Source organism: Halobacillus karajensis, assembly GCF_900108515.1.
Lineage (GTDB): Bacteria > Bacillota > Bacilli > Bacillales > Halobacillaceae > Halobacillus > Halobacillus karajensis.
In genome coordinates this window covers 79,228-100,435 of the sequence record NZ_FNWW01000009.1, presented here as the reverse complement: position 1 = coordinate 100,435, position 21,208 = coordinate 79,228, and the positions used below count along the sequence as shown (strand labels likewise).

Sequence of the window (21,208 nt, the reverse complement as noted above, 5' to 3'; positions counted from 1 at the left end):
GCTATTCCTGAACGTGCGGAACTTTACGCAGTGTGTGACCAGGCAACGTACCAAAAGATCATGAGTAAAGGAGAATAGCGATGGATTTTAATACCTTAAGCCAACGTTATGAAAATGAATTTCTTAATAAATCGATCGATCTGCTGAAAATCCCGAGTATTTATGAAAAGGATGATGAATATCCATACGGAAAACCTATTAATGAAGCATTAGGAAAAATGTTGGAGATGGCAGAAAACGATGGATTTGTGACAAAGAATGTTGATGGACACGGAGGGCATATTGAATTTGGAAAAGGTGAAGAGGTCATCGGAATTCTTGGGCATTTAGATGTTGTCCCAGCCGGCCAGGGATGGACGACACCGCCTTTTGAACCTTCTATTAGCGATGGGAAATTGTTTGCACGAGGGGCGCAGGATGACAAAGGACCGGTTATGGCTGCCTACATAGCTATGAAACTCCTGAAAGATCAAGAGTTTGAACCTAAGAAGAAAATCCGCTTGATTCTTGGAACGGACGAGGAAAGGGATTGGAAAGGAATTAAATATTATTTTAAACATGAGACCATGCCCTCTATGGGATTCACACCAGATGCTTCCTTTCCTGTGATTCATGCAGAAAAAGGGTTGTTAGATAGTTATATTACTTTTCCCGTACCTGGGAGTGAGGCTGAAACCGCCATTATTTCGATTTATGGAGGGGATCGGTTAAATATGGTGCCAGATGAAGCAAAAGCGATTGTTCAGTCAAACATGGATATAAATGATACGTTCCACAGGTATTTAAGTGACCATAAACTAGAGGGCAATGTCGAATATGCGGAAAATAAACACCTATTAACAGTGAAAGGAAAAGCTGTCCATGCCAGTAAACCAGAGGAAGGACTCAACGCTATAACAGCTCTTTTAGGTTATTTGCAAACATTAGTGAACAATGGAGAAGCAGGGGAATTAGTGACATGGCTTTATAAATCTTTCCGGGAAACAACCGGTAAAGGTCTGGGATTGGATCAATCAGATATGGTTTCTGGATCTCTCACTTCTAATCTTGGCTCCATCGAATATAAGGATGGGTCTTGTAAAGTAGGCTTTAATCTTAGATATCCTGTAACGGCAAATTATAATCAGATTTATAATCAATTAAACTATTTAGCGCTGGAGAGAGAAGGGGAAATGGAGGTTTATGATCATTTAGCTGCCATTCATATTGAAAAGGATCATCCGTTTGTAAAGACATTGTTGTCTGTTTATAACAAAGCTACAGGTGAACAAGCAGAAGCTCAATCCATGGGGGGAGCGACTTATGCAAGGTCGCTTAAAGCAGGTGTAGCATTTGGCGCTCTGTTTAATGATAGTCCTGATACAGCCCATCAAAAAGATGAACATGTAAGAATTAAGGATATGACCAAGGCGATTGAAATTTATGCGGAGAGTCTTTATAAATTAACAAGATAAGGAAAGAATTCTCCTGTGATATCTAAAGAACCCACTGAAAAAACATATCGTTTCTTCCACTTGCTTAACCCTTTTTATATTATTCGCTTACAGTGTATTCCACTCTTACCTGTGTTTTTGGGGAAGAAAATGGGGGCAGCTTATTAAAATTCCCGAAACGTGCGCTTGAAGATGTAAGAGCAACAAAAGTGGGCGGATTCCTGCCGTCGGATTGGCCTTGGAAAATGCATATTTTACATCTATGCGGGATCGTTATCGACATACGGAGTGTTACGCTTGTGTCTTTTCTGAGGATTATCATTCTATAATTCGTCCATCCTATAATACAAACTGGTCGGAAGGAGCCAATATTATGAGCGAACATTATTTCATAGGGATCAAAACAAGTGAGGAAATAAGCAAAAAGTTGATGGAGTGGCAACACAGCTTAAAAAAAACAATGAACTACAAAGTATGGACAGACAAAGAAGACATGCACATAACGTTAAAGTTCTTAGGCAGTTGTTCCGATGATAAGATTAAAGAATACGTTCATGAGCTACAATCGAAGCAATGGCCGCCTGGTTTTACACTTACCATTGGGCCAGCTGGATCCTTCGGGGAAGAGAAGAGGCCGCGGGTTTTTTATGCGGATGTAGAAAAGGCCCCTTCTTTGGTAGAAATGAAAAAACAGGTGGAAACGGTTGGCGAAGAGTTAGGTTTTCCGAGAGAGAACCGCACATACAGACCGCATGTAACACTGGCAAAAAAACAAGCTGAAGGGGCATCGCCCTTATCAACATCTCCAAAGTTTTCTATATTTCATCAATCGTATCATATGCCAGTAGATAGTTTTTCAATATTCCGTATTCATCCCCAACAAAAGCCAAAATATGAAGAAATAGCAACAATTAAGTGTAGTAAGAGGGGATAAATATGGCACAGCTGATTAAATTAAAAGATTACATTTCAAGGTATGAAGTGGATATATATCAGTATCCAAGCCAATATATAAAGCTAAAAAATGACCATTGGAAAAAAGCGAAAATTAATTACGAGCAAGGATGGATAAAGGAAGAAATGGAACAATATTCCCTTTCTTCCGTAAAAAAAGAAGAGAATCGAAAGGGGTGGAAGAATTTCTTCAAGAAAAAACAGCTAGAGGATGTGGAGCAGGAAGAAACAGGGCTAGCTGCAGTCCCTTCTTCCATTGAAGAATTAAAGCATGATTATTTGGATGGCTTAATCCCCTTTCAATTAAAATGGGCAACGACGACCTTACAGGAGAAATCTTTTGCATCCCCTTTTTATAAAGAAAATACTGACTTGAAATACTTCTTACAGCGCTTTCCAGATACTTACCTACTCATGTTCAGCCCGATAGCCCAAATAAAAAAGGCGGAGGTTGAGATTGACCATCTTTTGATTACCCCAACCGGCGTGGATATTATTTCTTGCGTGAATCATTTAAACGGTGGAGTGATCTACCCGAAAGACGAAATGAACTGGTCCATAAAAGAAAAAGGCGGCCATCTGCACAAGATAAGGAACCCTCAACATTCACTACGAAGAACAGAATCATTTGTTAAAAGTGTGTTGAATAAGTATCAATTGGACTTTCCATGTCGAAAAATCATCCTAGCTAAGGGTTTATATTTTGGAAGCGGTAATGAGCCATATCAGACGGATTGGATCGGTAAAGAGCGTTATGTTGATTGGTTCCGAAAGAAAAGGAATATGAAGGCTCCTTTAAAACATGAGCAATTAAAAGTGGCGGGAGCTTTATTAAAGCACTGTCGCACGATATCTGTTAAACGCCCAGAATGGGACTTTGATGATGATTAAATGATTTGGATTCTGCTCATTCTAACCTACTGAAGTAAGGATTTGCTAATCCATCAGCTGTTTTTAGGAAAGGACACGCCGTTCTTAATAAGAGAGAGAAATATGAAAACGTAAGCTTATTAATATCATTGATTTTGGCTTGGATCAAGAAGGGTAGTAAGGAAAGCAAACAAGCAAAAATCGTAAAGGGACACTATTTCCATTTAACTAAATTTACATACACATTAGCACTACTTCGCTCAATTCGAATAGCCCGGTCCATTCAAGGTAATCTGATCATGGATGCGCAGGTGTTTCCAATACATGAAGCTATGTTGGTAACCAATCCAAGTCCTCCTATCCCAGCGGTGGGATAAAAATAGCACCCAAAGCAAACATAAAGAGCAGAAAGTCCCATAGCCTGTTTATTTGTCCTCTGTCCAAAAAAGAAATTATTGACGATATTTATCCGTGTTTTTGTACTCCTCCCTCAATTAAGAGAAGTACAAATGGAAGAATGGCTCCTCGAACCTTGTCCGCTCAAAACAGTTGGTTCTCTTTCAAATGGATGGCCAGTATGAGAGTTGTTAGGAGTGTTATAGTAAGAAAGCGGAAACATCAACAACATTCTACGTGGATTGATAGATATCTCTTGAAAGTTAGCAGAATGATGGGTTAATCTAAAATAAGGTAACTGTTGGATCGATGTCATAGAAATTTTGGATCATTCCAAAAGTAAGATATACTGGAACAACAAAACGACGTGATTCAATCACAAGAGGATTTGAGGAATTGAAGGTGAATTGGTTGGAACATATTCTTGGTAGTAATTGGACGATAACACCAGCAGGCGGTTCGACAGGAGAAGCCTATTATGCTCACACTGAAGGGAAACGATTATTCCTAAAACGTAATTCATCGCCTTTTTTAGCTGTTTTATCGGCTGAAGGTATTGTTCCCAAGCTTGTTTGGACCAAACGGCTGGAAAATGGAGATGTAATTACCGCGCAGGAATGGTTGGAAGGCCGCGAATTAAAACCTGAGGAAATGAAGCATAGGCGGGTCGCTGGACTTTTAAGTAAAATCCACCATTCCACTGAACTGTTAGATATGCTTATGAGACTGGGGAAACACCCTTTAACCCCTGATGAAATTTTGAAGGATATAAAAGAAAACCAAAAAATTCTTGATCAGGTAGATCCCCGAATCGAGATCCACCAAGCTATCAAATATCTTGAAAAGCATGTTCATCATGTCCACCATGATGTCCACGTCGTTTGTCATTGTGACACGAACCATAATAATTGGTTGTTATCGTCAAACGATCATCTGTATCTCATTGATTGGGATAATGCTATGGTAGCTGACCCGGCACTCGACCTTGGTATGCTTTTGTACAATTATATCCCAGAGAATCATTGGAATACATGGCTTGCAGAATACGGGATTGTTCCGGATTACCCTATGTTTGAACGGATGAAATGGTACTCAGTTTCACAAGCTTTAGCTTTTATTCAATGGCACCAAATGAGAGGCGAATACGATGAGGCCTCCATTCGAGCGGATAAATTAACAAAGATTATGCAGAAGCATAAAATCCTATAGAAGAAAAAGTCCGTCTTTACATATTAAAGACGGACTTTTTTATGGGGGATATTAAATGTGGGGAAGGTTCGATATTGAAATAAAAAAGGGGAAGAGGATAAGGGTGTTAGTGAACTCTTGTCCTATGGAAATACAGATAAACAAAAAAACCGAAGCTGTTAGGCAACGGTTTTCTCTGTGGCTGGTGTATATTTAAGTTTCTTTTCTTTAACTTCGGCACTCATCATTTCTGCTAATTTCTCAAAAGGATATATAAACAAAGCGTAACCAGCGAATAGTACAGAGAAAACAGCTATTACAGACACTTCCATCATTTTAGCGAATAATTTCATAAGTTTGATCATCACTCCTATTTTTTATTTATAAAAGCACGTTTTTAATACTAAATCAGTAAGCGCTTACATGACAAACCCTCTAACCATGGATAATCCCACTTTTTTATGGAAGAATGCTGCTAGGGAAAAGTTAGCTCTTTCATTGTCCTAAATAGGAGTGTTACAGCTGTTTTTCCTCAAGTAACACGAGAAATGAAAAAAATTTTAAAATTTAACAGCTTCGTGGTACCATTTTAACGATAAGAAGGAGGAGTTCCATACATGCGATTGAGAAATAAACCATGGGCAGACGACTTTTTGAGAGAGCATGACGAAGTTGTTGTCCAGGAACCATTTAATATGAAAGGGAAATGGAAAGGTCTGTTCCACGACAAAGAACAACCCTTACATTTAGAAATAGGTTCAGGAAAAGGACAGTTCATTGCAGGGATGGGCAAGCAACATCCAGAAATGAATTTTATCGGATTAGAATTCGTTAAAAGTGTGATTGTTGGGGCCGTGAAAAAGGTCCTTGATGCTGAAACGGATAACGTACGAATGGTTAACGAAAATGCGAAGGATTTGAGGGACTTGTTTGAGGACAATGAAGTGGATCATATTTACTTGAACTTCTCCGATCCTTGGCCCAAAAATAAACATGAAAAAAGACGTTTAACTTTCCATACATTTTTAGAACAATATGAAGCTGTTTTAAAACCAGGAGGAGCCGTTACATTGAAAACAGACAACAAGGGTCTTTTTGAGTATTCTCTTGTTAGTTTTTCAAATTATGGAATGGTTCTGGAAGATGTGTCTGTCGATCTCCATGCTAAGGAAGACCCTTTAAACGTCACAACTGAATATGAGGAGAAGTTCTCAGCTAAAGGACAACCTATCTACCGCTGTACAGCACGATTCACCTCATGATAACGTTTTCAATAGCTCTAGTTGGTATGATAAACTAGAGCTATCTTTGTATGGGAGGGGATTTCCGGTGGAACATATGAAAATCGGACGTGCTTCATTAACATGGTTGTATGGAGGGGTAACCCACATGGATGGCGGAGCGATGTTTGGCGTCGTTCCAAAACCCTTGTGGAGTAAAAAATACCCTGTGAATGATCGCAATCAAATTGAATTACGAACAGACCCGATTTTATTAGAGGTTGACGGGAAAAGAATGTTGGTGGACGCAGGGATTGGTAATGAAAAAATGAACGAAAAGCAAAAACGTAATTTTGGAGTATGGGAAGAATCATCGGTTACTCAGTGTTTGGATGAAATAGGCTTAAAACCAGAGGATATTGATGCTGTACTCATGACTCATCTCCACTTTGATCATGCTTGTGGGTTGACTCGCTGGGAAGGGGAGACACTTGTGCCTACTTTTCCTAATGCAACTATTTATACAAGTGAAACGGAATGGGAAGAAATGCGTCAACCTAACATGAGATCAAAGAATACGTATTGGGAAGCCAATTGGAAGGCGGTCGAAGGTCAGGTACATACATTTGCTGAATCGCTGGAAGTTGCCCCCGGTCTGAAAATGATTCATACGAGCGGGCACAGCAATGGCCATTCTATACTCACGTTTGAAGATGGACACGATGTTTTTATCCACATGGCTGATCTTATGCCTACCCATGCGCATCAAAATGTTTTATGGGCGCTTGCCTATGATGATTATCCCGTGACATCAGTCCATGAGAAGAAAAAATGGATGGATTATGGTTATCAAAGAAGTGCGTGGTATGTTTTTTATCATGATGCTATCTACAGGGCATTGAAATTTGACGAAGAAGGAAAAATAATAGATGAGCGGAAGCAGAAAAAACACACCTATAATGTATAAAAAATACCCTCGTTTCTACGAGGGTATTTCAATCTCTAAGCAGTGGTTTCAGCAACGTCAACGATGGTTCCTGTTTCCGTATCAATATAAAATTCAAATTGGGAGGTTTCTCCATCCTGGTTTTTTGAAATTCCACCACGGTACACATCATAGTTGATTCCGTTCTTGTTTAGTTCTTCAGGCTTCATGTAGATCCAGGATCCACTGATCGGTCCTTGTTTTTTAAAAGCTTCCTTTGCAATTTTTAGTGCTTTTTCGGGTGTTACTCCTTGACCATTGCTTATTTGTTCTTTTACAACATAGCCAGCTAATGCTCCTACACCAGCAGCTAGTGCGACTTTTTTCCAATTCATAAACCAATCACCTCACAACTTATTTCTAAATCCAAGTATACTAAATTTACCCGTTAAAAGGAAATCAAAACTGATAAACGTGTTTCATTTGTAGAAACGTTTTCAAAATTCCGTTAAACTATGGAAAGAAGCCAAAAAAGGAGATGTACATATGAATCAAGATACACAAAATCTGTTTAAAACATTGACTGAACTTCCTGGTGCACCAGGAAATGAACACCATGTTCGTCAGTTCATGAGACAAGAACTTGAGAAGTATTCGGATGAGATTGTTCAAGACCGTCTTGGTGGTGTTTTTGGATTAAAGAATGGCAATGGTCCAACGGTAATGGTAGCGGGTCACATGGATGAAGTCGGATTCATGGTAACTCAAATTACAGAGAATGGCATGCTTCGATTTCAAACCCTTGGAGGCTGGTGGAACCAAGTGATGCTTGCCCAGCGTGTACAAGTGATAACAGAAAAGGGCCCTGTCGTAGGTGTAATCGGCTCTATTCCTCCCCATAATCTAACCCCTGAGCAGCGAAAAAAACCAATGGAAATAAAAAACATGTTGATCGATATCGGTGCAGATGATAAAGAAGACGCCCAAAATATTGGAATCAAACCTGGGCAGTCGATCGTACCTATTTGTCCATTTACTCCAATGGCTAATGAAAAGAAAGTGTTAGCCAAGGCATGGGATAATCGTTATGGCTGTGGTCTTTCCATCGAACTTTTGAAGGACCTTCAGGGACAGGAGACACCGAATAAGCTCTACTCTGGAGCTACTGTTCAGGAGGAAGTGGGACTACGGGGAGCACAGGTAGCAGCTAATATGATTGATCCGGATATCTTCTATGCCCTGGATGCTTCCCCTGCCAATGATATGAGCGGGGATAAAAAAGAGTTTGGCCAACTTGGAAAAGGGGCGCTACTGAGGATTCTTGATCGCTCTATGGTCACTCACCGCGGCATCAGGGAATTTATTTTGGACACGGCAGAAACCCATGATATCCCTTATCAATATTTCGTGTCTCAAGGAGGCACAGATGCAGGGAGAGTTCATATGGCAAACAATGGAGTTCCGTCTGCTGTGGTCGGAATTTGCTCTCGCTATATTCATACCTCTTCCTCTATTATTCACGTAGATGATTATGCAGCAGCAAAAGAATTACTTGTTCATCTTGTAAAGACTACAGACCAGAATACAGTTGATCAAATCAGACGCAACGTATAAACTCATTCCGGTCACGCAAACTGATGTCAGCAGGGTTGAGTTTGTGCTAGAATAGGTAGACATCACGTTGATTCCAATCATTTTGTATGAAGAGGTCAAGTGAAAGAAATAATGGCAGTAAACGGCTAGAGAAGGAGAAAAGTACTCGCTATGCTGAAAATCTATGTTGGATCACAAAACCCTACAAAAATAGAATCTGTTAAAAGTGTGTTCCCAGAAATGGAAGCCATAGGAATAGAAGTTGAATCGAAGGTGGCTGCACAACCTTTTTCTGATGAAGAGACGCTGGAGGGAGCTATCAATCGGGCAAGGGAATGTGCTTCTCATAATAAAGCCTATTTAGGAATTGGTCTCGAAGGTGGAGTGATGGAAATTGACGATGATCTTTACCTGTGTAATTGGGGAGCATTAGTGGATAATAAAGAAAATATTTATACAGCAAGTGGTGCTCGTATTTTACTTCCTGAGGAGATTAAAAGGGATTTGGAAAAGGGAAAAGAACTTGGAGACGTCATGGACGAATTCACTAAAAAGCACGATGTCAGAAAAAATGAAGGCGCAATTGGTATTTTTACCAATGGGGCCATTCAAAGAGAAGAAATGTTTACTCACGTAGTTAAACTATTGAAAGGTCAATGGACCTATAATCATTAAAAAGGATGCATCCGCTTTTCGATGCATCCTTCGGCTTGTAGAGAACTCATTATTTCTCTACAAGTTTTTTTGTGGTCTAGGAAATTATAAACCCCTTAATTGTGGGTAATTTTTTATACTGGGTATTATTCAACTCCAGTACCTTTTTTCTTGTAAGTATTTCACGGTGGTCTGCCCTTTGACAAAACTAGGACGCTTATTTATACAAGTAAGCAAGTACTTCCAGAGCTTGATCGATCGTTTTCACTGTTACATCCGCTTGGTTTGACAGTTCTTTGAGAGGGTGGATAAGAGAATCAGGTCTGATTAAAATAAGTGGCTTTCCTGCTTGAATGGCTGAACCAGCATCAAGGGCTGTATTCCACTGTTTATAGGATTCACCAAAATAAGCGATGACAACATCAGCCTTTTGGAGCAAAATTCGAGTTCTGAAGTTATTTATGCTTGATGCTGCATCATCATGATATTCTTTTGATGGTTGTTCCCCAAGGATTTTTTCTCCGATATCATCAGATAGACTATGGTCCTCCTGAGGACCTGTAAAATGGAGGGGTAGAGCTTTTTGTTCGGCTTTTTTTCGCACTTCATTACGCCAATCATCATGAATTTGACCTGCAAGATACACGGATAGTGCCATATAAATGACCTCCTTAAAGTTCTTTTGATATTAGTATGGAAGAAGTTCAAAAGGAAGTCCAGTAAGAGGAATGGACTTCTTTGAATGGATTTCTTCTCGATCACTAAATTAGATTCTTTGGTTAATGTGTATAAACTAGTGGTTTTACTGAGGAAGAAGGTTTGCGCATCATAGGCATTGATTATAAGGGATTCAACGAGATGAGAGTGGTTTGGTAATAAGTGAACGGAATGATTTTAATCAGCCTCCCCCCTTGTTCTGCGCTTAGATCCCTGAAGAATTCCTGTGGTCTAGCAGCATATCAGACATTAAATGGTTAATTTCCTGGCTGTCGGACAGAGAGAGTGTGTGATCCGCTCCGTACGCTGTGTTTTCTCCGGTTGTTCTTGAAAAAAGTATGGAGAAAAACAAAGTTCACAAGTAAGCCAACAAGATACGAAATTAAAGGAAATCACATCCCGCCTCTAATCGACATCATTTGATGTCCCCTTAAAAATGTTACCTATTTCTTTATGCACTTATTAACATAGAACTTTTTATCTGGTGAGACAATAGAGTTTGTTGATACAGTTGTGCTCTATATCACTTAAACTCAAACGCTTTAGTGTATTTACACCTGTCGGGATTATGTGTATTATTGATAGGGGTAACAGGGGGAGGTTTATAAATGAATCGCTTTTTGAAGAGAAAGGGAATAGAACTTTCATTTCAAGCCTATTTCGTGACTGCTTTGAGCTATATGGCTTTAGGTCTGTTTTCATCTCTAATTATAGGTTTAATTATTAAGACTATCGGAGAACAAACGGATATCCTGATGATCTCTGACTCTTTTGTTGAAATGGGTACATTTGCAATGGATACAAAAATATGGGGAGGAGCGATCGGGGCAGCCATAGCATATGGGCTGAAAGCTCCACCGCTTGTCATATTTGCCGCACTATTCAGTGGAGCTTCTGGTGCAGAACTGGGGGGGCCTGCAGGGGGATATATTGCCGCTGTAGCAGCTACAGAATTCGGGAAAATTGTCAGTAAAGAAACGAAAATTGATATTATCTTGACTCCTTTCACTACTATCATTGTTGGTTATGTAGTGGGGGCATGGGTTGGAGCTCCCATTGGGAAATTTATGACAGGTATTGGATCTATCATTAACTGGGCAACTCAGCAACAGCCAATTATTATGGGAGTTCTTGTTGCTGTATTAATGGGGATGGCCTTAACGGCACCTATTTCTAGTCTTGCCATTGCGTTGATGTTGTCATTAGATGGTTTAGCAGCCGGTGCAGCTACAGTAGGGTGTGCTGCACAAATGATCGGTTTTGCCACAATAAGTTACAAGGATAATGGCTTTGGTGGAGCGCTGGCTCAAGGAATAGGTACATCTATGTTGCAAATTGCAAATGTTATGAGAAAACCGATTATTATAGTTCCACCAACAATGGCAGGAGCTATTTTAGCCCCCGTAGCTACTGTTTGGTTGAACGTTGAAAATAACTCAGCTGGGGCTGGAATGGGGACAAGTGGATTTATAGGGCAAATTATGACATTCGATTCGATGGGCTTTTCCTGGGAAATTTTTTGTATGGTTGTTATTCTTCACTTTCTTGGACCTGCTTTGATCAGCTATACTTTTGCATTCTGGTTTAGAAAGAAGGGCTGGATTAATCCAGGTGACCTTACTATCGAATACGATTGACCTTATGCTAGAATAACGGTGGAGGTGCTATAATCATGCTTACATTAGAATCAGACCAACAAATGAAAGACCTTACAAATAATGAATCTGTTATTTTTCTTTTTTCTGCCGATTGGTGCCCGGACTGCAGAGTAATCGAGCCTTTCCTTCCTGAACTGGAAGAACAATATTCTGACTGGACATTTGTGTACGTTGACCGTGATCAATTTATTCACATTTGTGCAGAAAACGATGTGTTCGGTATTCCAAGTTTCTTGGCCTTCAAAGAAGGAGAAGAAGTCGGACGTTTTGTAAGTAAAGACCGAAAGACAAAAGAAGAAATAGAAGAATTCATTACTAAGCTGGACCAATAAAGGGACAGGCTGTGCAAAACACAGCCTGTTCTTTTTAGTCATTCCATAGGCAGGTCGGAGATAAGCTAGGTGTTTTGAACTTTTGTTCCAGAGAAAATATTAAGTTTTTACCCATCGCAAATCTCTTTATATAAAGCCCTGAATGATCATTTTCAAAAAGTTTATAAGCTATAGAGCTGGCACTTTTATTCTGAAGGTATAAATGTGTATAATAGAATTCAATATGGTTTAAAGAATCGTACTCTTTCTTCCAACATTAAAGGAGGAAAAAACATGAAGATGACAAGTATTAAAATGAAAAGAAAATTAGAAGAACGTCTTGCGAATGACCAATGGAAAACGACATTCAATAGAGATAAAGATACATTCCGAATTGAGTGGAATGATTCTGGTAAAGGGATTACCATTACGTTGCCTAATGTCATCTCCAAATTCGAATCTCGTGGAGAAGAAGCGGTGGATGAACTTGAAGATCATGTAAGAGAAGCCCTTCGAGTGATGAATGAAAAGCATAAATTAACAGGAAAAGAGCAGCATATATTCCCGGTTATAAGAGCGGCTTCCTTCCCAACGGAAACGGAGCAGGGAAAGAAATTGGTTTTTGCCGATCATACAGCAGAAACACGCATTTACTACGCTTTGGATCTTGGAAAGTCTTATCAGTTAATTGATGAAAAGATGCTTGAAGATGAAGGGTGGACACTTGAGAGAATCAAGGAAGTGGCTGGTTTTAACGTACGATCCCTCCCTGTCGAAATGAAAAAAGATCATGTTTATGGAAATGACTTCTATTTCCATTCACTAAGAGATGGCTATGATGCGAGCAGGATTTTAAACGAAGCTTTACTGGAGAAGTTGAAAGCGGAGTTTAAAGGGGAGCTTGCCATAAGTATTCCGCATCAAGATGTTATTATTTTTGCTGATATTCAAAATCCTGAAGGGTATGATATATTAGCTCAGATGGCTATGAAGTTTTTTGCGGAAGGAACGGTTCCGGTAACCTCTTTATCTTTCTTATACGAAGATAAACAGTTGGAGCCGATATTCATTCTTGCCCAAAAGAAACCGAAAAAGGATCGAAAGGAAGAGTAGTACATGGATGTATTTTACAATCAGCAAGGCATTGGTGATGTTTTGATTATCCCTATTAAAGAAGGCAACAGGGACACATTCAAGCAGGAAACGTATGGAGATGTAGTGAAAATAACGGACCGTGAGGATGGTTCCTTGCTCGGTTATAACATTTTTAATGCTTCTAAATACTTTAATATTGATGGAAATGGAAAAATGCGTCTCACAGAGGAAATGCTATCTCCTATTAAAGAACTTTTCACACAAAACCAATTGGATGACGTGCTGGACTTTGATTTGACCCCTAAGTTTGTTGTTGGATATGTTAAAGAAAAAGAAGCCCATGAAAATGCCGATAAGTTGAGCGTTTGTCAAGTTGATATAGGCGATGAGACTCTCCAAATTGTTTGTGGAGCACCGAATATTGACCAGGGACAGAAGGTCGTTGTGGCTAAAGTGGGCGCTATTATGCCAGGCGGTATGAAAATAAAAGATGCCAAATTAAGAGGCGTTCCTTCCACTGGTATGATTTGCTCTGCCAAAGAACTGAATTTACCAGATGCACCAAAAGAAAAAGGAATTCTGGTGCTTGATGAAAAATACGAGGTCGGTCAGCCGTTTGAATTCTAAAAGAAACAAAAGATAAGCAAAGTAGCCCAGCTGCTTTGCTTTTTTTGATTCAAAAGTCACTTTTAAAGGTATTGTAAACCAACCAATGCCTCAAACCTGTTAAAATAGGGATAATCATAGAAATGATTTAAAACTTGAAAAGAGAGTGAACGTAATGTGGAAAGACTTTAAAAATAAAATGAAACGTTTATTTGATTCAGAAGAAAATAGCGAACAGCAGACGTTACATAATAATAAAGAAGAGAAGCATGAAGTTAACGCAAAAACTAAAATGACTTACCGATATCCGAAGCAAGGGGAGTTCCGTTTTCCTGTAATCCCTGATGGTCCAGGGGGCAGTCAAAGTGAATCTTATCAAAGGGAGCGTCCACGCAGGAAGAAGCCTGTTGAAAATGATCCCCCTCAGGATAGGTTTTTTCAAAGAGAGAAAAGAACGAAGGATAAAAAGGAAGCGCAGGAATTACCTGAAACATCTTCCGTTCCTTTCACACCCACTGATGTTCCCTCACCAATCTATGGGTATCAAAACAGACAATTAACGAAAGGTCTGCAGAACTTAGAATATGCGGTGGAGGAGCAACAATCACAGCCAGAATTCTTTACCGATTCTAATGATGAGAAACAATGGCAGGATTTGCGTAAACGGATGAGGGCGAGGGTTGATGAAGAAAGTTCCAAGCCCGCATCAACTCCTGAAATCCATGAACTTGGTGACCATGAACTTGCTGAACAAGAGAAAGCGGCTACAGAGGAAGCGACCTGGACAAATAAGAATGAAACAGATCTTAAGTTCGACGTGGAAGGAAAGAAAGAGGAAACAGAAAAAGTGCAGGGGAGCAAGTCTCCATCTTCTGAAAGCATGGAACCAGCTGAAGATGAAGGGATAGCATTTGAGGAATCTTCGGTGAAGAAAAGCACAGAAGAATCTGAGTTTATTCTGGGGGACGAACCTGCATCTAAGGTGGAAACAGAAAATAACCTTGACAGAAAAGAACAACCTTCTACGGAAGAATATATAGCGGACGAGTGGGAGTCGGAGATAAGTTCTGAGGGTGAAAATAGTAAGGAAGAACTTGTGTCTGAGGAATCCTCTTCCCAAATGGATGTATCGGAAGAATCATCAGATGAGCCTTCTCTCGTTACGTATTCAGAAGAAGAATCTTCTTCTGAATTAGAGCATACGGAAGAGAGTTTTTTTGAGAGTGAAGAGGAAATGAGGGAGGATCAGGCTTCTTCCCAAAATGAGAATGCAATCAATGAGGCAGAAATGTATCAACAAGAGCAGGTAGAAAAACCTAAAAAGGATGAAAAGCCTCATACAGATAACCAAGGTGAGGTGGAATCTACTTCGCAAGCAGAAAAAAAGACACCGAAAAAAGAAGGACGGAAGCGGAGTGTTCCTTTTAACGTTCTGATGACTCCGCGTGATAAAAGGAACCGGGACCATATAAAAAAACAATCGGTGGAAGAAGAGCAGCATAGTGAAGATAAACAAGAAACCTTAAAAACAGAAAGTCAAGAGGATCTATCAGAACGAGTGGAGTATCAAACTCCTTTACACTTGCTTGAGGACCCCGTTCGTCGATCCTCAGAGGATGATAGCTGGACCACCGAACAAATGGAACTACTGGAAACGACATTACGCCACTTTCATGTAAGGGCAAAAGTCGTCAATGCAATGAAAGGTCCTACAGTTACAAGATTTGAAGTTCAACCAGAACCAGGTGTGAAAGTAAGTAAAATAACCAATCTTACAGATGATATCAAGCTTAGTATGGCGGCTAAAGATATACGAATTGAGGCACCGATTCCTGGTAAACAAGCGATAGGTATTGAAGTTCCAAACCATCAATCGACGATGGTCGGATTGCAGGAGATATTTGAGTCGGAAGCATTTATGGATGACCCTTCTCCATTGTCCGTAGGTTTAGGGCTGGATATTGGCGGGGAATCCATAGTTACCAACCTGAAGAAAATGCCTCACGGTTTAATTGCTGGTGCTACAGGCTCAGGAAAGAGTGTCTGCATTAATACCATTTTGGTAAGCCTCTTGTATAAAGCACACCATGAGGATGTGAAATTCTTACTTATTGACCCGAAAATGGTTGAACTGGCGCCATATAATGAGCTTCCTCATCTTGTTTCACCAGTTATTACAGATGTTAAGGCTGCTACAACGGCATTGAAGTGGGCCGTAAAAGAAATGGAAGAACGATATGAAAAATTCGTTGAAGAAGGCGTTCGGGACGTCGAGCGTTATAACGAAAAGATGATGAAACAAAACAGAAGATCTGAAAAGCTTCCCTATTTAGTCATTGTTATTGATGAGCTTGCTGATTTAATGATGGTTTCTCCGCAGGATGTGGAAGATGCGATATGTCGAATTGCCCAAAAAGCAAGGGCCTGTGGAATTCACCTTCTTTTAGCGACTCAGCGCCCATCAGTCGATGTTATAACAGGGTTAATCAAAGCAAACATTCCGACAAGAATCGCTTTTAGTGTGTCCTCACAAGTCGATTCACGGACAATCATTGATTCCGGTGGAGCTGAGAAGCTTCTTGGCAAAGGCGACATGCTGTTTGTAGAGAATGGTTCCGGTCAGCCCGTCCGAATTCAAGGTGCTTTTGTTTCCGACAATGAAATTGAACGGGTAACAAATTATGTGAAAAAAATAGCTCCGCCTCAATACTTGTTCCATCAAGAAGAATTAATGAAGCAGGTTTCAACAGAAGAAGAGACGGATGAATTATTTGATGAAGCTGTCGATTTCGTTATTGATCAGAACGGGGCTAGTGCATCTTTAATCCAGCGAAGGTTCAAAGTAGGCTATAATCGTGCAGCTCGACTGATTGACCAAATGGAGGCTTATGGAATAATTTCCGAGCAAAAAGGAAGTAAGCCGAGAGATATTTTGTTGACGAAGCAGCAAATTGACGAAATGATGGAGTGAATCGATTCAATCCGGCAAAAAACTTGTGCAAAACTTCTCAATTTTATATGATGGACTATGAATAATTACAGAAATACACTGACCTCTATGTTTAAGGAGTTAAGCCATGAAGGAAATAGCATTGAAGTTAAACGGGGAAATCAGCCGGTTAACTAATAAAACATTTAAATTTGATGAGCGGGTAGCTGAAGGATGGTTTTCTGCTGTTTATTTCTTGAAAACAAGAGATATAGTAGAGAAAAACTTACCAAATAATAAAGTAACTATGCAATTTTTCCAGAAAGATCATGCTGTTCTTTGTGGAACGGATGAAGTGATTGCCTTAATCCACACGTTTGCTGAACATCCGGAAGAACTGGAGATCTATTCTCTGAAAGATGGAGACAAAATCAGTCCATATGAAACGGTTCTCACTGTCACGGGGCCGTATCAATATTTTGGTTTTTTAGAAGGTATTATTGACGGTATTTTAGCGAGACGAACGTCTGTTGCTACAAATGTTTATAATGTTGTAAAAGCAGCGCGCTTTTCTGGTAAACAAAAGCCAATTATCTTCATGGGTGATCGTGACGACCACTTTACTCAGCAATCAGGTGATGGTTATTCGGCATTCATCGGGGGTTCCACAGCACAAGCTACCCATGCGATGAATGAGTGGTGGGGAAAAGAAGGTATGGGCACCATGCCTCATGCATTAATTCAAATGTTTAAAGGTGATGTGGTGGCTGCAACCAGGGCCTACCACCAACAGTTTCCAGATGACCAGCTTATGGCATTGGTGGACTATAATAATGATGTTATCACGGACTCTTTGAAAGTCGCTCGCGAATTTGGGGATGAATTGAAAGGTGTACGTCTGGATACTTCAAGGAATTTAGTGGACAAGTACTTCCTTAGAAACCAACATTTAATGGGAACCTTTGACCCGCGAGGTGTGAATCCAGAGTTGATTTTTGCTCTTAGACGATCTCTTGATCAGGAAGGCTTCCGTCATGTAAAAATTGTTGTAAGTGGTGGTTTTACTGAGGAGCGTATTCGTGCATTTGAAGAGAAGAAAGTCCCTGTAGATATGTATGGTGTAGGGGGAAGCCTATTGAAGATTGGCATCGGCTTTACAGGGGATAATGTCATCATTGATGGGGAGCCGGAAGCAAAAGAAGGCAGAAGGTATAAACATAACCCGCGATTGGAATATGTGGAATATACTGGACGAGATGATTCATGACCATTAAAAAGGCACGGACGTCGTTTCGTTTGTGCCTTTTTAATGGGTTCCATCTACTTTTTATGAAGTCAATTCCGTGATATGATAGGATAATGCTAAATTCATCCTTCATGAAAGTTGTGAAGTTTAAATCGCATATTCATTAATATTACATACACTATACTTAAAGTGACCCACTTTATTTTGGAGGTTCTTGTTTATGACAACTTACCATTTCATTGGTATCAAAGGAACAGGAATGAGTTCGCTTGCCCAGATTCTCCACGATTCTGGGGAGAAAGTTCAAGGATCAGATGTTGAAAAACGTTTTTTTACTCAAGAAGTATTAGAAGCTAAGAATATAGAAATCATGCCTTTTACAAAGGACAATGTTACAGAAGGCTTAACGATTATTGCTGGAAATGCTTTTAGTGATGATCATGAAGAAATTGTAAAAGCGAAAGAACTGGGCCTTCCTTTCTACCGCTACCATGAATTTTTAGGGCAATGGCTGCAGAACTATACAAGTGTTGCGGTTACAGGTGCTCATGGAAAGACATCTACAACAGGATTGTTGGCTCATGTCCTATCAGAGAATTACCCTACATCTTATTTAATCGGGGATGGTACGGGTAAAGGACATGAGAACAGCCAGTATTTTGCGTTTGAAGCTTGTGAATATCGTCGTCATTTTCTTTCATATGAACCAGATTATGCGATTATGACGAATATTGACTTTGATCATCCGGATTATTTCAAAAGCATTGATGATGTGTTTCAAGCTTTTCAGGAAATGGCCAAACAAGTGAAGAAAGGCATTATTGCCTGTGGAGATGATGAGCATTTGCAGCATATCCAGGCTAATGTCCCTGTCTTATATTATGGACTGGCAGACACGAATGATTTTCAGGCCCAAAACATAAAAGAAACATCTGAAGGTACAACATTTGATGTTTTTGTCCGTAATAACTATTATGATACGTTTACGATCCCTCAGTATGGTAATCATACGGTATTGAATGCTTTGAGCGTGATTGCCTTGTGTCATTACGAAAACTTACTGCCTGAAGAAATCAAGAAGTTGTCTACATTTAAAGGTGTAAAACGCAGGTTTACAGAAAAACAATGGAACGATCAGGTTCTCGTTGACGATTATGCTCATCACCCGATTGAAATTACGGCAACAATTGAAACCGCACGTAAGAAATATAAAGATCGATCAGTTGTGGCCATTTTCCAGCCACATACATTCACGAGGACAAAAACATTTCTTCACGAATTTGCAGAGAGTTTAAAAGAAGCTGATGAAGTGTATCTTTGTGATATCTTTGGATCGGCAAGAGAAAATGAAGGGAAGCTGACCATCGATCACTTACAAGAATTAATTCCGGACTCCCATGTATTACAGTTGGAAGATACGGAGCAACTTGCGGCCCATGATAATGGTGTACTATTATTTATGGGAGCTGGAGATATTCAGAAATTCCAAGAAGCTTATGAAAAACAGAGCAGCTAATTGAACATGCGGCTTCATTGGTAAGCCGCATGTTTTTTCTTTGCTGTGTAGTATATGAATGGGTTGTTAGAATTTTAGTTTCCTTTATTAAAGAGATTGTACTAAAATGGATCTGTTCCTTTATAAAGGAAGCTTACATATTGGTTTGTAAGTTCTTTTCCCGTACAGCTTAAAGGTGGGCGGGGGCTGACGGCTTGTTTACGGCATCAACCACAAGGGCTCACAATCCAGTGTGGGACACGTAAGCCAAATACATCATCGACTTCCTAATTTCAGATTTTTGGGGGATTTTGAAAGGGTTTTCGAAAGGCTGCAATCTAAAGAAACTTTTTTCGTCTAAAATCCCTTTATCATGAAGGAATTTAGGGAATGAATAGCGAATAAGTCCATTTATAGTAGCCATCACGTTTAGAAATGCCTGAATTAGGGTATAAACTAAACTGTGTTGATTACATAAGAAGGAGTGTGCAGGGCATGATTATTATTCTGTACATTGCTGCACTTATTGCAGCAGTGGCTTTTGCTGTTCTTGTCATTTTCTTGGCGAGAACGCTAACGGCTGTGCGCCGTACAATGAACAATGTTGCTGACACCCTTGAGGGTGTAGAAAAGCAAATGGAAGGGATCACCTTAGAGACTACAGAGCTCTTGAATAAAACCAATAAACTAGCAGAAGATGTCGGAGAGAAGTCACAAAAGCTTAATACTTTAGTTGATGGAGTCAAAGGCATTGGGGACACTGTTCAGGAGTTCAATCAATCTATCCGGTCTGTATCCAGAGGACTGACTCAATCTGCCCATGAAAATACGGATACGGCAGCTCAAGCCATGAAGTGGGGCCAGGTGGCCATCAATTTATGGAAGAAAGCAAAAAAGGAAGAGACTAAACCTTAAGGAGGAATTCGATTATGAGTCAACAGCAACAACACCAAAATGGCAGTGGAAAAGATTTTGTACTAGGTTCTTTAATTGGCGGGTTAGTAGGAGCAGCAGTTGCCCTGTTGTTTGCCCCAAAATCAGGTCGGGAACTGAGAGAGGACATTAATACAAGTTCTAATGAGTGGAGAGAACGTGCCGGTGAGTGGAAAGATGTTGCCTACGAAAAAAGCGGTGAGTGGAAAAACAAAGCCGTCGAATCTTCTTCCCAATTATCTAAAAACGTTTCAGAGAAATCACAACAATTCAGCGGGGTTGTAAAAGATAAGGTTAAGAATTTCCGTACTAGTGAAGAAGATGAAGCTGAAAAAGCTGCCCAAGAAGTTGCTGAAGCAATTGAAGAGGCTGCACAGGAACTTGAAAAGCAACAAGATTCCACGACATCATCCAATCTTTAATTTTAAAGAAGGGATGAAGGTTGAGCGTTCAGCCTTCATTCCTTTTTTGTTTTAGGAGGTAAATGTATGAGCCACGAAGTCATTAAAACCAAGGAAGAATTTGTACAAGTTTTAGAACAGTATGGGGAGTTCTTTTTACTGAAACATAGTTTGACCTGTCCTATTAGTGGTTTAGCTCAGGAGCAGTATCAACGTTTTATGAAAGAAACGGACGTACCTTGCTTCTCCCTCTATGTTCAGGAAGCAAGAGAGCTGTCCAATCATATTGCGGACTTTACAGGGATACGACATGAGTCGCCGCAAGTTCTGCAATTTAAAGAAGGAGAAGCTGTATGGCATGATAGTCACTCGGCCATTACCTCAGAAAAACTAAACCAACTTTAAGGGGATGTACATGCTAAAGCTAGCTCTTTATTACTAATGTCAAAGAATCAGAATCCCTGAGCGGGCAACTTTTACTAAAGAATTTAATGAAAACCCTTTACAGGGGTGACAAGTGTCGAAATATTAGCTATAATTGTCCCTAATTATTTAAATTATCTTTCTAATTAACTTTACTAAAT

Annotated in this window: 21 protein-coding genes; 18 read left to right on the top strand and 3 right to left on the bottom strand. The window is 39.9% G+C overall.

Annotation, left to right across the window (positions count from 1 at the left end; translation table 11 throughout):
* The first annotated feature begins 80 nt into the window (after positions 1-80).
* The 4 genes from pepV (at position 81) to BLW54_RS16705 (ending at position 4,862) form a co-directional block, all read left to right on the top strand.
* Positions 81-1,454: a dipeptidase PepV gene (gene pepV / locus BLW54_RS16720; RefSeq protein ID WP_035509734.1), complete on the top strand. Its 1,374-nt coding sequence runs from the start codon at positions 81-83 to the stop codon at positions 1,452-1,454.
* Positions 1,455-1,806: 352 nt separating this feature from the next.
* Positions 1,807-2,367, top strand: a complete 561-nt coding sequence (gene thpR, locus BLW54_RS16715) for an RNA 2',3'-cyclic phosphodiesterase (RefSeq protein WP_035509731.1) — start codon at positions 1,807-1,809, stop codon at positions 2,365-2,367.
* Between the two features lie 2 nt (positions 2,368-2,369).
* Positions 2,370-3,278: a nuclease-related domain-containing protein gene (locus BLW54_RS16710; protein ID WP_035509727.1), complete on the top strand. Its 909-nt coding sequence runs from the start codon at positions 2,370-2,372 to the stop codon at positions 3,276-3,278.
* 777 nt (positions 3,279-4,055) lie between these two features.
* Positions 4,056-4,862, top strand: a complete 807-nt coding sequence (locus tag BLW54_RS16705; RefSeq protein ID WP_181949645.1) for a phosphotransferase family protein — start codon at positions 4,056-4,058, stop codon at positions 4,860-4,862.
* 158 nt (positions 4,863-5,020) lie between these two features.
* On the opposite strand, the gene BLW54_RS20785 is transcribed toward BLW54_RS16705, so the two are convergent.
* Positions 5,021-5,194, bottom strand: coding sequence for a hypothetical protein (locus BLW54_RS20785; protein ID WP_167358833.1), 174 nt, complete (start codon positions 5,192-5,194; stop codon positions 5,021-5,023).
* A 264-nt stretch (positions 5,195-5,458) separates the two neighbouring features.
* On the opposite strand from BLW54_RS20785, the gene trmB reads away from it, so the two are divergent.
* The gene (gene trmB / locus BLW54_RS16695) at positions 5,459-6,103 is read left to right on the top strand and encodes a tRNA (guanosine(46)-N7)-methyltransferase TrmB (protein WP_035509722.1); all 645 of its coding nucleotides are present in this window, start codon (positions 5,459-5,461) and stop codon (positions 6,101-6,103) included.
* Positions 6,104-6,170: 67 nt separating this feature from the next.
* Positions 6,171-7,028 carry a YtnP family quorum-quenching lactonase gene (locus tag BLW54_RS16690; protein ID WP_035509720.1) on the top strand — a complete coding sequence of 286 codons (858 nt, stop codon included), beginning with the start codon at positions 6,171-6,173 and terminating at the stop codon, positions 7,026-7,028.
* Positions 7,029-7,063: 35 nt separating this feature from the next.
* Here the strand turns inward: BLW54_RS16690 and BLW54_RS16685 are convergent, their stop codons facing one another.
* Entirely contained in the window at positions 7,064-7,381 is a 318-nt protein-coding gene (locus BLW54_RS16685) for a PepSY domain-containing protein (RefSeq protein ID WP_035509717.1), read from the bottom strand.
* Between the two features lie 151 nt (positions 7,382-7,532).
* Between BLW54_RS16685 and BLW54_RS16680 the strand changes: the two genes are divergently transcribed.
* Entirely contained in the window at positions 7,533-8,600 is a 1,068-nt protein-coding gene (locus tag BLW54_RS16680) for a M42 family metallopeptidase (protein WP_035509716.1), read from the top strand.
* A gap of 153 nt (positions 8,601-8,753) precedes the next feature.
* Entirely contained in the window at positions 8,754-9,254 is a 501-nt protein-coding gene (locus BLW54_RS16675) for a DUF84 family protein (RefSeq protein ID WP_035509847.1), read from the top strand.
* Positions 9,255-9,450: 196 nt separating this feature from the next.
* On the opposite strand, the gene BLW54_RS16670 is transcribed toward BLW54_RS16675, so the two are convergent.
* Positions 9,451-9,891 (bottom strand): YtoQ family protein, encoded by a 441-nt coding sequence (locus tag BLW54_RS16670; RefSeq protein WP_035509713.1) that lies wholly within the window; start codon positions 9,889-9,891, stop codon positions 9,451-9,453.
* 667 nt (positions 9,892-10,558) lie between these two features.
* Between BLW54_RS16670 and BLW54_RS16665 the strand changes: the two genes are divergently transcribed.
* The 10 genes from BLW54_RS16665 to ytxJ all read left to right on the top strand — a co-directional run bounded on the left by BLW54_RS16665 (position 10,559) and on the right by ytxJ (position 21,029).
* The gene (locus BLW54_RS16665) at positions 10,559-11,587 is read left to right on the top strand and encodes a PTS sugar transporter subunit IIC (RefSeq protein ID WP_035509711.1); all 1,029 of its coding nucleotides are present in this window, start codon (positions 10,559-10,561) and stop codon (positions 11,585-11,587) included.
* A gap of 35 nt (positions 11,588-11,622) precedes the next feature.
* The gene (locus BLW54_RS16660; protein ID WP_074735991.1) at positions 11,623-11,940 is read left to right on the top strand and encodes a thioredoxin family protein; all 318 of its coding nucleotides are present in this window, start codon (positions 11,623-11,625) and stop codon (positions 11,938-11,940) included.
* 273 nt (positions 11,941-12,213) lie between these two features.
* Positions 12,214-13,032, top strand: a complete 819-nt coding sequence (locus tag BLW54_RS16655) for a DUF1444 domain-containing protein (RefSeq protein ID WP_074735988.1) — start codon at positions 12,214-12,216, stop codon at positions 13,030-13,032.
* Positions 13,033-13,035: 3 nt separating this feature from the next.
* Positions 13,036-13,641: a YtpR family tRNA-binding protein gene (gene ytpR, locus BLW54_RS16650; protein ID WP_035509706.1), complete on the top strand. Its 606-nt coding sequence runs from the start codon at positions 13,036-13,038 to the stop codon at positions 13,639-13,641.
* A 154-nt stretch (positions 13,642-13,795) separates the two neighbouring features.
* Positions 13,796-16,591, top strand: coding sequence for a DNA translocase FtsK (locus BLW54_RS16645; protein WP_074735986.1), 2,796 nt, complete (start codon positions 13,796-13,798; stop codon positions 16,589-16,591).
* Between the two features lie 106 nt (positions 16,592-16,697).
* The gene (locus BLW54_RS16640; protein ID WP_035509699.1) at positions 16,698-17,816 is read left to right on the top strand and encodes a nicotinate phosphoribosyltransferase; all 1,119 of its coding nucleotides are present in this window, start codon (positions 16,698-16,700) and stop codon (positions 17,814-17,816) included.
* A gap of 199 nt (positions 17,817-18,015) precedes the next feature.
* The gene (gene murC / locus BLW54_RS16635; RefSeq protein WP_074735983.1) at positions 18,016-19,311 is read left to right on the top strand and encodes a UDP-N-acetylmuramate--L-alanine ligase; all 1,296 of its coding nucleotides are present in this window, start codon (positions 18,016-18,018) and stop codon (positions 19,309-19,311) included.
* Positions 19,312-19,785: 474 nt separating this feature from the next.
* Positions 19,786-20,205, top strand: a complete 420-nt coding sequence (locus BLW54_RS16630; protein WP_035509694.1) for a DUF948 domain-containing protein — start codon at positions 19,786-19,788, stop codon at positions 20,203-20,205.
* 14 nt (positions 20,206-20,219) lie between these two features.
* A complete protein-coding gene (locus BLW54_RS16625; RefSeq protein WP_035509692.1) occupies positions 20,220-20,645 on the top strand; it encodes a YtxH domain-containing protein in 426 nt (141 codons plus the stop codon).
* A gap of 66 nt (positions 20,646-20,711) precedes the next feature.
* Complete coding sequence (gene ytxJ / locus BLW54_RS16620) at positions 20,712-21,029, top strand: bacillithiol system redox-active protein YtxJ (protein WP_035509690.1); 318 nt, start codon at positions 20,712-20,714, stop codon at positions 21,027-21,029.
* The last annotated feature ends 179 nt before the right edge of the window (positions 21,030-21,208 follow it).